Source organism: Armatimonadota bacterium, from assembly GCA_028871815.1.
Lineage (GTDB): Bacteria > Armatimonadota > Chthonomonadetes > Chthonomonadales > Chthonomonadaceae > REEB205.
Window position 1 is genome coordinate 36212 of the sequence record JAGWMJ010000011.1, and the last position, 14687, is coordinate 50898.

Here is a 14687-nt window from a genome sequence, read left to right on the forward strand (position 1 = left end):
CTTTTGAGAGTATTTGTAACGCGAAACCTGCCCGACTCGGCCCTGGCTCCGCTTCGCGCGAACGCAGAGGTGGACGTGTGGGAAGGTGAGAACCCTCCGCCATACGAGGTGCTGAAGCAGCGTACAGCCGGCTGCGACGGCCTGCTATGCCTTCTCACCGACCGTATTGACGGCGAGTTGCTGGCCGCAGCGCCACAGTTGCGCGTGGTGAGCCAAATGGCCGTCGGAGTGGATAATATTGACCTGGCGGCGTGCCGGCTCCGAAACATACCTGTGGGACATACTCCCGGTGTGCTTACCGAAACGGTAGCCGACCTGGCTTTTGCCCTGATCCTTGCCAGCGCGCGGCGGTTGGTTGAAGCGGACAGGTTTCTGCGCGACGGCGCGTGGACCACATGGTCGCCAATGCTGCTGGCCGGCCCGGACGTGCACCACGCAACGCTTGGCATCATCGGCATGGGGCGGATCGGATTCGAGACAGCTCGCCGCGGAGCAGGATTCCGTATGCGAATTGCTTACACGGCACGCCACGTCCATACCGAGGCCGAACGTGAGCTGGGCGCTGTCCGAATGGATTTGCCCGACCTGCTTGCCACCAGCGACTTTGCGAGTCTTCACGTGCCGCTAACCCCAGAGACGCGCTACCTGATGAACCAGGAAACGTTGGCGCAGATGAAACCGACGGCGATTCTGATCAACACGGCGCGTGGCGGAGTGGTGGATACCGATGCCCTGGTAAGGGCGCTGCGCGCCGGGACGATCGCCGGTGCGGGGCTGGATGTATTTGAGGAGGAGCCGCTGGCGCTGGGCCATCCCCTGATGCAGATGCGCAACGTCACGCTTTTGCCTCATATCGGGTCTGCTTCTGTGGCCACCAGAACACGCATGGCGGTGATGGCCGCCGAGAATCTACTGGCTGGCTTGCGCGGTGCGCCGCTGGCGCACGCGGTACCGGCAGGAGGATAAAATGGATCTTCAGCTGGATGCTGTTCCGGAAAGCAGCCTCAAAGAGTACGCCGAGAATGGCTATGCGCTGGCGGAGCAGTTGTTCACGGCTGCGGAAACCGAGTCACTACTCGAGCATTACATGGCGCTGCGCGCGCAGGGCAGTTGGCCCGGCGACTTTGAGGGCGTCGATCCAAACGATGCCGACCCGTTGAAGCGCTTTCCGCGCATGATCCATATGCATCGCTGGGACGAACCAAGCCTGCGCTGGCTGACCGACTCACGGCTCAATCGCTGGATGACAGCCCTGCTTGGCAGGGAGCCATTTGCCGTTCAGACGATGCTCTACTTCAAGCCCCCTGGATCGCGCGGGCAGGCGCTGCATCAGGATCAGTTCTATCTGCGCGTAAAGCCAGGCACATGTATCGCGGCCTGGATGGCACTGGATCGATGTGATGAGGAGAACGGGTGCCTCCAGGTGGTGCCGAACACCGGCGACCTGGCTCTGTTATGCACGCAGCCGGCAGACCTCACCGAAAGCTTCACGGATATTGCGGTTCCGCTGGCGCCGGGGATCGAGGCTGTGCCAATTCGGATGAACGCCGGCGATGTACTCTTCTTCAACGGTTCGGTTATCCACGGCAGCTTTCGCAACCGCAGCGAGAACCGATTTCGGCGCGCACTCATCGGCCACTATATCGCCGGCGAAGCCGAACGATGTGGCGCCTATTACCATCCGGTGCTGCGCATGGATGGAACCGAGGTTTCGATGGGTGAAAGCGCGGGCGCCGGCCCATGCGGAACGTGGCGGCGCGAATCCGAGCGGAATACCGTGGTAATCGCTCCGTGACGTACGGCGTCACGCAGGGAAATCGCGAGTTCGGCTCGAATTGAAGTGGTATGAGAGATGGTGCCGATAGCCCGGAACGGGCAGAAGGATGAAGTTGACCGGATGAAGCAGTTGAAAACGGTTTGTCTGATCTCGATGTGCGCCGCTGCGCTGGCAGGGTGCTCCAAACAGCCCGCCGTCACGGCGGCAAAGCATCCTAAGCACCTGTGGATCATAGCAGCGGACAGCGCCGGCCAGCAGGTTGCGTACCATGCCAAGTGGATGACCATCGGCAAGGGCATCCTCACGCGTGCGTCGATCTCCGGCGATCTGGTAGAACTTATCGCATTTGGCCGCAATTCGCAGGTTATTGCCGGTCCGGGGAACCTGAATCCCGACTCCGCTTTGCAGGCGGCATCGGGGTTTACCTACGGCGCCGTGGGTGATCCGTCTAACGTTATCGGTCTGTTGAATACCGTGGCAACAAACCTCGCGCAGAATCCGCCAAGCGCTCAGCCCATGGTGGTGATCATCAGCAGTGGCGATGCTACGCCTGCCAACGCGAAGGCGTTTGCCACGGCAGCCGCGCCTCTTTGCGCGGTACCGAACATCCGCATCGCCGCCATGAACATCCCGCTGCGCTATGAGCCAAAGTGGAAAGCAGCGTTCAAGCCGATGGGGAGTCATTTCTACATCGATCCAACCGTGAACGATCAGGCCGTCTCCCGCCTCTTCTAGGTTAACCGGCGTAAGCCTGAAGGCCGTCCGGCGAAAGGCGTCGCTTCGACGGCCCACCCAGCTTATGATTGCTCCGCGCCTGCCGGCGGGTGGTCGGCAGCGGCTCGGCAAGCGGTGGCGCGATGCTGGCCGGCATTTCACCTAGTCCTCCAGCACGCGTCCCCTGGTTTCCACCACAAGCGGCATTGCCAGAATGCCCAGCAGCGGAACGACGGCCACCCAGGCCAGAACGTGCAGCGCACTGTCGAGAGCGTTTACGCCCTGCGCGGCCACGGCGCCTACCACAAACGGACCAATTGCGGCGAAAACTCGCCCCACGTTGTAGCAAAACCCGGCTCCAATGCCGCGCAGGCGGGTGGGAAACAGTTCCGGCAGGTAGTAGGTAAAACTGCCGAAGACACCAAAGATCGACAGGCCGATGGGAAAGTAGAGGTAGAGGCGAGCCTGCGGAGGCACGTTGAATGCAAACGCAGCAATCAGCGATACAGCCGAGGCAGCAAAGTAGATCATGAACATCCACTTGCGGCCCAATGTGCGCGCGATGGGTACCGTAAGCAACGTGCCGAGGAGGCCGCCAAGGTTGAAGCAGTTGGTAGCTATTGCCTTCCAGCTTTCGATCAGCGCCTGGGCAGCGCCTTTTCCAAGGTGGAGCAGTGCGGCGTGCCGAGCTGCCAGCCCGGCAGCAACCACGGGGATGAACGCGTTGCAGCTCCACCACATAATGAGCGCAGTGACGGCCATCGTGAATCCGCTGATCGTCCGTGCGCGGTACTCCGGAGCAAAGAGATCTCGCACGCGCCCGGCAGCCGCAGTTGCCGACTTCTGCCACCTTTCGGGTTCCCGGACCGCACGCCGTACAAACATGGCTACTGCAGCCGGAACCAACCCGGCCAGGAACACATATCGCCACGACACCTCGGGGTGGTTCTTCAACGCCACACCGGAAATCTGCCACGTTACCCACGATGCCAGGAAGAGGCCAAGAGGCGCCGAGGTGTAGAGCAGCGCGCCGGCTTCCAGGCGGCGCTTTTCCGGCACAACCTCGGCGACCATCGCCGCTCCAGCCGCCCACTCACCGCCGATGCCCAGGCTGGCGACAAGCCGAAACAGAACGAGCTCCCAGATGTTGCCGGCCGCTGCGCAGGCCGCCGTGCCCACCGCATACATAGCCATCGTCAACATCAACGTTCGCGCACGGCCAATACGATCGGCAACTCGGCCAAACACAATGCCGCCGGCGGCCCAGCCGAGGAGCAGCAGGGATGTGAGAATACCGGTCCACTGCAACGTAGCATGTTTGGCCATGGCCGATCCGGCGGCAAGCCCCAGCAGAACCGGCAGGCAGTTCGGCGCTACAAAGTTGAACAGTAACCCGTCGAACACATCGAAGCCCCAGCCCAGCCACGCGGCAAACAAAACTTGCCACTGGTACCGGGTAAGGTCCATGAAAACAGCCTTCTGTTCTCGCGCCTCATTCGTCGCCAAGTTGATGTGCCTCCCTCGCTGAGGAACCGGCGTGCGCCACGTATGTTTGCCGCTTCGCCGAGCGCAGGACTATCAGGCCGGTTGCCCGGTATCTTTGATGCTCGGCTGCCGACCTGGCCGGTTAACCGGCCGGCACCAGTGCCGCCGCATCGCGGCGGCCGATCTCCAGCACGCACTCGTCATCCCAGACCTCTAACGGTGAGTAGTTGGGATGGCCATGCTCCTTGAATGGATCGTTCCTCTTGGTGTTGTAACAGCAAATAAGTGTCCACCGCGGATTCGGGCTCAGGTTGGCGTCGGAACGGTGCAGCGTATTGCAGTGAAAGAAGAGGCCGTCGCCCGGCTCCATTTCACAATAGACCAGTTCCAACCTCTTCAGGGCCGCTTCCACATGCTCCAGGTCGGCGCCGGTCTGCTCGCCGGATGCCATGTGATTCAGCCGGCCCAGTTTATGCGAGGCGCGTATCACCTGTAGACATCCGTTTTGGCGTGTAGCGCGGTCCACGGCCACCATCACGCTGGCCATATCGGGCCAAAGGCAACCGTTGTTGTACCAATACCCATAATCCTGATGCCACTCCCAGGCGCCACCTGCCCGCGGCTCCTTCATGGTCATCTTGTGATGGTAGTGATAAACTTCGCCGCCCAGTAACTGCTCCATGGCGCCAACCACGCGCCGGCTGCGGGCAATGGCTGCATAGATATCGTCATGCAGCTCGTTATCCAGCGATATTCTGGAGCGGAGGCCCTCGCGGTCACCCCGATCGTGCGCTCGCTCCGCCAGGATGCGATCGGCGCGAGCGATACGGCACATCAGGTCGGCCTCCTCGCGGTTGAAGAGGCCAGGGATCATCAGGTATCCATCCGCTTCAAATGCTGCGGTCTGCTCAGCCGTCAGGGTTCCCAGGGCCATGTCGCCTCCTACCAACGCATTACGGGCGGAAACTTATTGCGCGCTTCTGCCGTGATTTCCTTCGTTTGACGTTTGCGCACCAGAATGCAAAAATGCCGCGGCCGCCGGAATGGGCAGCCGCGGCAGGTATTGCTCCACCGCACAGGCTTGAAGGATTATGCGGTAGCCGCGTACTTCTCCAGTGCATCGTGCAGGACGTCGTACTCATGATCCAGTTCATTCAACAGGCCGTCGACGCCGCTCAGATTGCCGCGCCGGCCCATGTCTTCCAGCTTGGCGGCCACATCGGCAAACCGGTAGGCGTTCAGCATGAGGGCTGTGCCCTTGATCTGGTGTGCGATTCGGCGCACACCTTCGGCATCGCCCGTACGCGCCGAGCGGCGTAGGCCGTTGCACAGCGCCGGACACTCGCTCTCCACCAACGGCATCAGCGACCTCACAAACTCCGGCTCAACGCTCATCGCTTCCGGTAGTGGCGCGGCCGGCATACCCGCAGGCTCCGGCTCCGGTACCGACTCGATCTCGGTTGGGGCGGCGGCGGTCTCGAACAGATGTGGCGCATGAAGGTTCAGCGCGTCACGCAGCTCTTGCTCGCGGATGGGTTTCGAAATGTAGCTATCCATACCGGCAGCTATACAGTTCTCTTTGTCACCCTTCATCGAGTTCGCCGTGATCGCGATGATCGGCACATGCAAGCCCGTATCGGCCTGGATGCGCCGGATTTCCGCGGTGGCCTCATATCCGTCCATCACGGGCATCTGGCAATCCATGAAGATCGCGTCATAGTGCTTCTCACCCAGCGCCGTCACGGCGTCCTTGCCGTTGCTGACGAGATCGACGGTGCAGCCGAGCTTCTCCAGCATACGCCGCGCCACCTGCTGGTTGACCATATTGTCTTCGGCGACCAGGATGCTGGCGGCAATGGTGGCCGGCGCCGCCACGACGGGCGCCTGTACCGGAGGCGCGACCACCACCGGCGGCAGACCGCCGGCCAGTTCGGTAAGCTCTGCCGACGAGAGTTCCGCCGAACCGCTTGTGGGATGTGCTGCCTGGAAGGCGCGCGCCATGGCGTCGAAGAGAGCTTCGGGCACAATCGGCATCGGCACGGCGACCACGTTCGCATGGCCGGAGTAGCGCTCATTGTGCTGCGCCGAACGTGAACTCAGCGCAACCACCGCCATCGAGACACCGGCGGACTGAACAGCCTCGAGGATTTCGCCGAGCGTCTCCGTCCGACGCGATGTGTCGGCCACCACAACGGTGAACGGGTCACCATCGTGAGCGGCTCGGATCGCAGAGTCGGCGCAATCGGAAATCGCCTCGCATTCGGAGGTCCGAAGGCCACGGCCGGTGATGATCTCGCGAACCACCCGGCGGTGCAGGGCGTTTTCGCCCACCAGCAGGACGCGCGCGTTCGCCAGCTCCAGCGGTATCGGCGCCGGCTCGAAACTTCGCTCCGCCACGGGCAGCGTCAGCGTGAATGCGAATGCCGTGCCCTGCCCCACCGTGCTGCTCACGGTAATCTCGCCACCCATCAACTGGACCAGCTGCCTACAGATCGCGAGACCGAGGCCCGTACCGCCGAACTGGCGAGTGGTGGAACTGTCGGCCTGCGTGAACATGTCGAAGATGTGATCCAGCTTCTCCGGTGCAATACCGATGCCGGTATCTTCCACACGCGTCACCACGGTGATTCTGTCGCCCTGGTCATCTTCCACGTCCACGTTCACGAAGACGTGACCGACCTCGGTGAACTTGATGGCGTTGCTGATCAGGTTCAGTAGAATCTGGCGCATGCGGGCGCTGTCTCCACGGAGGGCCGTGGGCATAGCCGGTGAAACGCGCAGAACGAGGTCCAGTCGCTTTTCTTCGGCCCGCGTGGCCATCATGGCGGTGCTGTTGGCCACCATCTCAGCGAAGCTGAATGGCGCCGATTCCAGCTGCAGCTTTCCGGCTTCGATCTTGGAGAAATCCAGGATGTCGTTGACGATCTCGAGAAGTGACTCCGCAGACGTCTGCAGCATCTGCATGAATCCGCGCTGCTCCTCGCTCAGGGGCGTACCATTCAACAGCGTGGCAGCGCCAACAATTCCGTTGAGCGGCGTGCGAATCTCGTGGCTCATAGTGGCCACGAAGTCGCTCTTCATCCGGGAGGCGTTTTCCGCGTCCTTAAGCGCCTTGGCGAGTGCTTCACTCTGCTCAGAAAGCTGGCGCACGTTGTGGGAGCGATCAATCGCAAGGGCGATACCGTCAGCTGCAGCCGCCAGCGCTTCAAACCGCATCACCGTCATCGGAGTGCGACTGAATACCTCCAGTACTCCGACCAGCTCACGCTCCACAATCAGTGGATAGCCGGCATAGGCGCTAATGCCTTCGCGCTGTGCCCATTCGGCATCGCAACTGTCCTGGTCGGCAGACACGGTGGACGCCATAATCGGCTTGCGATCCTGTGCAACTCGTCCTACTGCAAATCGCCCGATTGGAACGTGCTGCTCACCCGGTGGATCGGGTGCGCTGCCTTCGCTGATCTCAAGATTCAGCATGGATGCTGCAACGTCACACGTGAAGATGCGAACACGTGCGGCGCCAAAGTGCTCCGCCACCGCCTGCGCACAGTTCTGAAGCATGGGCCGCAGAGCATGACTGCTGGTGATTGCGGTGCCCACGGCTTCTTCCAATGTGGCTCGGCGCTCCAGTTCGGCCATCGCTTCATCGGCCCGGCGTCGGTGCGTCATGTCGGTTATTGCACCGACCATACGCACCGGCTCACCGCCATCTTCAGTGACCAGGTAGCCGCGGTCCAGCACATGCGCCACACGCTCATCCGCGCAGTGGTATCGGTACTCTTCCGTCCAGTAGGTACCGCGAGCCTGCACAAAGTCGTTCAGGCTCTTGATAATGCGATCACGATCTTCCGGATGAATGCGATCGATATGCTGCGAAAGCGTTACCGCGCTCTCAGTGGTATCGTACCCGAACAGCGCGGTGTATCCCTCACTCCATACCAGTTCCTGCGTGGTGAGGTCACGATCCCACAGTGCATCGTTTGCAGCTCGGGCCAGCATCCGATGCCGGTGCTCACTCTGCTTGAGAACGCTGTCCAGCCAATTACGCTCGCGAATCTCTTCCGTCAACTTTTCGTTGGCCGCATTCAGTTCTGCGGTTCTACGCTGTACGCGGAGTTCCAGCTCGGCCTTGGCGCGACGCAGGGCATCTTCGGCGTGGCGACGTGCCTGACGCAGTTGGCGGTTCTGCGTAGCCTGCGAGACGGCCTGACCCAGGCGCGTAAGACTGTTTTTCAAAAGGTAGTCCGCCGCGCCAAGCCGGATGGCTTCCACAGCCAGCGACTCTCCAATCGCCCCTGCAATAAAGATGAACGGCGTGTCGAACGCCATTTCGCGCAGAACCTTCAGCGCCTCCAGCCCGTTGTATTGCGGCAGGCTGTAGTCCGCCAGAATGACATCCAGATCAGGCGAAAGCGCAGCCACAAAGTCGGCTTCGTTCTCAACGCGGTTTGAAACCACTTCGAACCCGGAATCGGTGAGAGCGCGGAGGATAAACTCCGCGTCGGTGGCATTATCTTCCAGCAGCAGTACATTCAGCGGTCGTGACATGGGATACATCTCTCCAGATGGGTGAGGTTTGGCAGGCACTTCCGGTTCTTTCGAGCCGGCAGACCCTGGGTGATGTGGTGGTTGCTCTTGCGGTTCGTTAACTGTATGCTCAGGCTTCGGTTTCCTGTGCAGAACTGCCCGGTACAGCCGTACCCTTGGGTATGGCCACATAGAAGCAGGCGCCGGCATTCACTTCGGCTTCGGCCCAAATGCGGCCACCATGACGGGTGACTATCTTGTGGACGATAGCCAGCCCTGCGCCGGTGCCGGGGAACTGCTCGACGCTGTGAAGGCGCTGAAACACCTTGAAAAGCTTGGCGGCGTACTTCATGTTAAAGCCCACGCCGTTGTCGCGCACGAAGAATATTGTCTCCGTTGCATCATCAGCCTGTTGTACGGTGTCAATCGCAATTTGTGGTTGCTTCACCTTGCTCGAGAACTTGATGGCGTTCACGATGAGATTGGTAAAGACCATTTGCAGTAGGGTTGGATCGCCCTGGCAGACGGGAAGCTGGCCGATCTGAAATGCGGCGCTGGTCCCCATGGCTCCGGCCACCTGATCGGCAACGATGTTGCGCACCATCTCGTCAATGGCTACCGGCTGCAGCTTTATCGCCTGACGACTGGTGCGCGAGAACTCCAGCAGGTCCTTGAGGAGGTTGCCCATATGATCGGCGTTGCGGCGTACGCGCTCAAGGCACCCCTTGGCGTCATCCGAGAGATCTGCGCCATGGTCGTCATCGATGATTTTGGCAAAGTTGTCGATCGCGCGCAGCGGAGCGGCGAGATCGTGCGAGACCATATAGCTGTAGTCCTCCAAATCCTTTACGGCGACATCCAACTCGCGAGTGCGCTGCTTCACTCTGGCCTCCAGATCGGCATTCATCCGCCGGATCGTACGTTCGGCAGCCATCTTTTGGGCGAGTTCCTCCTGTAGGGCCTGGTAGAGGCGTGTTCGGTCGATGGCCAGCGCCAATCGGTCTGCCACCAGTTGAAGCAGCTCGTCATCTTCGGCCGAGTAGCCGGATGCCGTGCGGGAGCCAACGCGCAGCAGACCGATGCACCGTCCTTCGGCTTTCAACTCCACATGCGCGAACCTCGGTTCGCCGGCCGCATTCTGAATGGCCGAGCAAAGTCCCACGAGCGTACGGGAATCTTCGGCAAGGTCCTCTGAAGTAACGGTGCGGTTTGCCCCTAGCCTCTGTCCCATGGCCCCGCTGTAGCCAAGCGTTCCCTTCACCTCGTAGATGTCGGTGTCGGCCGCGCCCAGCAGCACTGCAAGGCTCTCGATGTTGAGGATTTCGCGGATGCGTCTTAACAGTTCAGCCAACAGCTCGTCCAGTGGCAGCTGCGCCAAAGCGGTATCGGTGATACTACGCAGATGTCGTTCCTGCTCTGTAGCACGCTCCGCCTCGGCACGGGCAAGCTGTTCGCGGCACAACAGGTCCTGCCGCTCCGCGTCTGCCTTCTTCCGGTCGGTGATGTCGCGGTTGACACCAACAATTCCTATCACCTGGCCATCTGCATCTCGCAGTGGGCACCGCATCGAAGCCATCCACCGCCATTGGCCGTGACAATCAACGGCAGGTCCTTCCGAGTGACGTGCCTCACCGGTGGTCAGCACCTGCTGCTCGTCGACCTGCCCTGCCGCGGCCAGGGCGTACGGCATCAATTCGAAATCGGAACGGCCAATTGCCGGCTCAGGTCCGGTCATCGCACGGTGAGCCTCGTTCGTCACCATGTATCGCCCGGTGACATCCTTTACATATATGAGGTCCGGAAGATTATCGATGAGCGTCCGCAGCAAGTTGCGCTCGTCTTCGCTCACGGCTGAGGCACGGCGCAGAGCGGTGACGTCCACTCCCGCGCCTACAACGCCGGTAATCTGCTGCAAAGAGTCGCGGAGCGGATCCACCTGGCAGTGATAGTACTGACCTTGCCACTCGATCTCGTACCCAACCGTATCACCCGCCAGAGCACGCCGGTGAGCGGCCATTGCAGTTGGAGCATCCTCCGAGATGCCGATAATATCGGCCATTGATCGGCCAATCAGGTCCTCAGATGGCACGCCGGAGGCGCGCAGACCCGTGCCGAAAGCCGAGATCATCGTCAGATCGCGGTCCGTTACCCATACAATGGCGGGGGCCTGTGCAGCAAAGGCAGCCAACACCTGGTCGCTGTCCAGACTCTGCTGCCAACCCAACCGTTCGGCGCCTGCGTGACGGAGGAACGTGACGACGCCGGTTACTTTGCCCACCGCGTTGCGCAATGGCGCTCTTCGAACCACCAACTGATAGCGGTCACCACCGGCCAACTCCCATGCCTCTTGCACGTCGCGCTGAGGTTGTCCGGACTCCGCCACCTCGACCTCGACCCGGCGGATCATTTCGGCCGTTTCGGCGGCGACAATCGCCTCCGCGGTACGTCCGGCCAATGCAGCATCGTACGGCTGCCGCAACAAGGCGAGAGCAGAGGTGTTGGCGAATGTCAGTCGACCCTGAAGATCGGATGCCAAAACCGGTTGATCGATATCGTGAAGGGCTTCGAGTTGGAGCGCTCCGGCCGCGACGGATTGCTGTACAGTTGAATCATCCGCCACCAGGTACCAGGCCGCCACGTTGTGGCCCGCTTCCGAGCAATCCTGCACCGTTACTCGTACCGATACACCCAGCATGGTACGGGCAGTAACGGTTACGGGCTTTTCGCTGCGCTGCTGCTCGGCCAGGGCTGCGCCCAGCAGCGGCTCGCTATCCGGATGAAACAGAGCCTGCATGGAGCGCGAGACCAGCCGATGCGGCAGAGACTGGAAGATGGCGCCTGCGGCACGGTTGGCAGCGGTCACCAGGCCGGCGCCATCGGTAAAAAGTGTCGCGACAGGTGCGCTGAGAAAGGCTGACTCGAAGGGTGCAAACGGCGTCTTGAAACCCTGGCGCGCTAACGTTGCCGAGCTCTCTGAGCGTACGGTCACGGCCCGACCGCCGGGAGTACGACGCCGCCTCGATGAAACCGGCGCCGCCTTTTGACCCTGTTTTGCCCTGTTTTGCAGGCTAGCCATCGAGAACTCCCAGCTAACGTTTTCGTTGTTACTTCAAGCTTGCGGGTAGCCGGTCACGCGCGGCGCTGCCGCCCAAGTTCATCCTCAAACTCAAGCACGTGGCGTACCAGCGCATACCGCGTTTTCGGTTCGATGTTCAGTTTGACCATGCCACGGTCGAGCGCGTGCTTCACAGACGACTCGGTAACGGCCGTCTTCAGTTCCTGAGAGAGCCGATTGGCAATCTGTTGTATCGTGTATTCCGTGGTGACCGCCTTCTCCACAACCACGCGCTCTCTTGGGCTCAGCCCGGCGCGGTTTGCCAGCCGCTCGATCGCCACCTGGTGATCTGGGGCCGAGGCGTCGGAGGCATCTACAGCCACGGACGCGGCATAAGCTCGGCGGATTGCGGCAACCAACTCCTGGCGTGTACAGCCTTTGTCAAGGCAGTCGTACGCGCCGGCAGCGCGGCCAATAGAGGCGAGTTCACTATGTGAGGTCAGTAGAAGCACGCGGCTTTGCGGCACCCGCGCCGCGATCTTTTCGGTAGCTTGCGCTCCGTTCAGCACCGGCATATCCAGGTCCATCAGCACCACGTTCGGGCGGAGCTGGTCAGCCAGTTCTACAGCCACACGGCCGTCCGGCGCTTCACCGACCACGTGGATATCGCCTTCAGCCGCCAGTTGATGCGCAAGCAGCTGCCGGACCAGTGTCGTGTCCTCGGCTATTACAACGCGAATGTTTGGCATGGGATCGTTACCGCCTTTGTGCACCTGCAGTGATATAGTGCCGCACCCAGGCGAAGTATATCACTCCCACATCGGGCCAAACGGCACAGATCGGCGGCCCACCTGCACTTTACAGGCGATTAGGAAGCACGAATCCGGCGGCAATTAGTGCCAATTCACGAGGAATTGGCGCGAAAAACGGTGCCAAAAACACAGACAAAACTTCACGTACAAAAGGGCCGTGACAGTGAGCCTGTTTCGGGCCGAAAGCCCGGGAGTGGGCGGCCCATCGGCACCCGTGTGTCGGCAGCGACATCATGGGCTGGAGCCCACTATCGCCCCGCAACTTTTATGTATACGCGCGCCTGAGGAGGCTGGACTGGGTCGGAAGTCCCTCCCAGAGGCGCCGATGGCTTCCCGAAACCTGCTGATACCGTTCCGGACGCATGCCGGCGTTTCCGGGACGCATTGCAACATCGAACGCGAGGAAGTTGTGAGGCTTGCGCGAGTTCGGCAGAGCTCATCCGGCAGCCGCGGTATGCATAGACCCGGAGCACGGTCCCGGCGGACCATGCGGGGATCGAAAAGTCGGAATGCCGGTGGCAGTTTGCGGTCGGAAGTACCTGCGCAGCACAGCCGGCAAAAGTACGTTACAGTTGGACGCGCAGTGCGTCAATGAGCGGAGGTGGTGTTGGCACAGGCAGCAATACGACTGACGAGCGGCCGGCTGGCGGAACTGTTGATCGAAGATGAGATCATCGATTCGCATCAGCTGGAGCGCGCCGAAGAGTATCAGCGACAAACCGGCACATTCCTGGGCCAGGCGCTGGTAAGCCTCAACGTCGCGACACCACAGGTGCTCGGCGATTACCTGGAGGCCGCCACCGGGTTCCCCTACGTCTGTCTCGCCGACCGTGTGGTGGACGCGACTGCATCACAGTTGATCCCAGAGCGCATCGCGAGGCGCAAACAGGTGCTGGCGTTTGCCGAGAGCCGGGACGCCCTTGAAGTGGCGATGGCCGATCCACTGGATCTGGACACCGTTGACGACCTTCGGCTAAGGCTGAACCGGCCTATTGTGCAGTATCTGGCTTTGGAGTCGGACCTGCAAGACGCGATCAATCGCGTTTACGATATTCGTGGCAAGGCGCAGTCGGCACTCGACGAGATCAATATCATCTCGACGGTTGAAGCGGAGCTCTCTCCCGACGAACTCGCCGACCTGGCTGAAGATGCGCCTATCGTCCGCCTGGTGAACGGAATCGTACAGGCTGCCGTCACGTCCGGAGCCAGCGACATCCACATCGAACCACAAGAAGATACGGTCCGCGTGCGGTTCCGCCAGGACGGTCTGCTGTACGAACAGATGACGATCCCGCGACAGCACGTGCCGGCGGTGGTCTCGCGCATCAAGATTGTTTCCGGCATGAACATCGCCGAACGCCGGCGGCCGCAGGATGGCAGGTTTGCGTTCAGCACGGAGGACGGCGTCGACTTCGACCTCCGCGTCTCCATTATGCCGGTCAAGTGGGGCGAGAAGGTGGTTATGCGCGTTCTCGCAAAATCGAGCGCGTTCGCCAGTCGCGACCGGCTCGGGCTGTTCCCGGAACAGCAAGAACAATTTGATCGGTTCCTCAAACGGCCGCATGGCATCATCCTGGTGACGGGTCCCACCGGGTCCGGTAAGTCCACGACCCTGTTTGCGGCGCTCAATCTGCTGAACGACAGCAGCCGGAATGTGAATACCATTGAGGACCCGGTGGAGTACGAGCTGCGCGGCGTCAACCAGATGCAGGTGGTGCCGCAGATCGGCGTCACGTTTGCGGCGGGCCTTCGCACACTGGTACGTCAAGATCCCGATGTGATCATGGTAGGCGAGATTCGTGATGGTGAGACCGCCGAGATTGCCATTCAGGCTGCGCTCACCGGACACCTGGTGCTCTCCACGCTGCACACCAACGATGCACCCAGTTCATTGACACGCCTTCAGAACATGGGCGTGGAACCGTTTCTTATCAGCTCCGCGATGGTCGGTGTGGTCGGGCAGCGCCTTCTTCGTACAATCTGCACCAACTGCAAGGAAGAAATGCAAGCCACACGAGCGATGGTTGAGGCGCTCGACCTGCCCGTAAAGGGCAACAAGCTGCCAATGCTGGCGCACGGAAAGGGCTGCCACAAATGTGGGCAGCGTGGAATGAAGGGCCGAACTGCCGTATACGAAATCACCCCGATGTCGGACGCACTTCGCGAGCTGGTGTTAAAGCGCGCCGATGGAGCGCAGCTGCGGGGCCAGGCTATAGCAGAAGGAATGATTACAATGCGAGAGTCGGCGCGCCGCAAGGTACTCGCCGGTGTTACGACGCCGGAAGAGGTCGCGCGCGTCCTGTTTGCCGAGGAGTAG

At 61.1% G+C, this 14687-nt stretch carries 9 protein-coding genes; 4 read left to right on the forward strand and 5 right to left on the reverse strand.

Translation table 11 applies throughout. The features are described 5' to 3' along the window. The first annotated feature begins 3 nt into the window (after positions 1-3). From KGJ62_12790 to KGJ62_12800, 3 genes are read left to right on the forward strand one after another with little or no spacing between them, the layout of a single operon-like run. The gene (locus tag KGJ62_12790; protein MDE2127456.1) at positions 4-966 is read left to right on the forward strand and encodes a D-glycerate dehydrogenase; all 963 of its coding nucleotides are present in this window, start codon (positions 4-6) and stop codon (positions 964-966) included. Position 967: 1 nt separating this feature from the next. Continuing rightward, positions 968-1795, forward strand: a complete 828-nt coding sequence (locus KGJ62_12795) for a phytanoyl-CoA dioxygenase family protein (protein ID MDE2127457.1) — start codon at positions 968-970, stop codon at positions 1793-1795. A gap of 57 nt (positions 1796-1852) precedes the next feature. Continuing rightward, positions 1853-2512, forward strand: a complete 660-nt coding sequence (locus KGJ62_12800) for a hypothetical protein (protein MDE2127458.1) — start codon at positions 1853-1855, stop codon at positions 2510-2512. Positions 2513-2653: 141 nt separating this feature from the next. Here KGJ62_12800 and KGJ62_12805 read toward each other — a convergent pair whose 3' ends face one another. The 5 genes from KGJ62_12805 to KGJ62_12825 all read right to left on the reverse strand — a co-directional run bounded on the left by KGJ62_12805 (position 2654) and on the right by KGJ62_12825 (position 12307). After that, positions 2654-3958: an MFS transporter gene (locus KGJ62_12805; protein ID MDE2127459.1), complete on the reverse strand. Its 1305-nt coding sequence runs from the start codon at positions 3956-3958 to the stop codon at positions 2654-2656. Positions 3959-4118: 160 nt separating this feature from the next. After that, a complete protein-coding gene (locus KGJ62_12810; GenBank protein MDE2127460.1) occupies positions 4119-4910 on the reverse strand; it encodes a phytanoyl-CoA dioxygenase family protein in 792 nt (263 codons plus the stop codon). Between the two features lie 155 nt (positions 4911-5065). Then, positions 5066-8524 carry a response regulator gene (locus tag KGJ62_12815; GenBank protein MDE2127461.1) on the reverse strand — a complete coding sequence of 1153 codons (3459 nt, stop codon included), beginning with the start codon at positions 8522-8524 and terminating at the stop codon, positions 5066-5068. Between the two features lie 109 nt (positions 8525-8633). Then, the gene (locus tag KGJ62_12820) at positions 8634-11492 is read right to left on the reverse strand and encodes a PAS domain-containing protein (protein ID MDE2127462.1); all 2859 of its coding nucleotides are present in this window, start codon (positions 11490-11492) and stop codon (positions 8634-8636) included. Positions 11493-11632: 140 nt separating this feature from the next. Continuing rightward, a complete protein-coding gene (locus KGJ62_12825; GenBank protein MDE2127463.1) occupies positions 11633-12307 on the reverse strand; it encodes a response regulator transcription factor in 675 nt (224 codons plus the stop codon). Positions 12308-12977: 670 nt separating this feature from the next. Here KGJ62_12825 and KGJ62_12830 point away from each other — a divergent pair. Continuing rightward, positions 12978-14687 (forward strand): type II/IV secretion system protein, encoded by a 1710-nt coding sequence (locus KGJ62_12830; GenBank protein MDE2127464.1) that lies wholly within the window; start codon positions 12978-12980, stop codon positions 14685-14687.

Coding starts and splice junctions, on each gene's coding strand:
- KGJ62_12800 (MDE2127458.1), top strand. CDS start 1,853: ATGGTGCCGATAGCCCGGAACGGGCAGAAGGATGAAGTTGACCGGATG.
- KGJ62_12805 (MDE2127459.1), bottom strand. CDS start 3,958: ATGGACCTTACCCGGTACCAGTGGCAAGTTTTGTTTGCCGCGTGGCTG.
- KGJ62_12795 (MDE2127457.1), top strand. CDS start 968: ATGGATCTTCAGCTGGATGCTGTTCCGGAAAGCAGCCTCAAAGAGTAC.
- KGJ62_12815 (MDE2127461.1), bottom strand. CDS start 8,524: ATGTCACGACCGCTGAATGTACTGCTGCTGGAAGATAATGCCACCGAC.
- KGJ62_12825 (MDE2127463.1), bottom strand. CDS start 12,307: ATGCCAAACATTCGCGTTGTAATAGCCGAGGACACGACACTGGTCCGG.
- KGJ62_12810 (MDE2127460.1), bottom strand. CDS start 4,910: ATGGCCCTGGGAACCCTGACGGCTGAGCAGACCGCAGCATTTGAAGCG.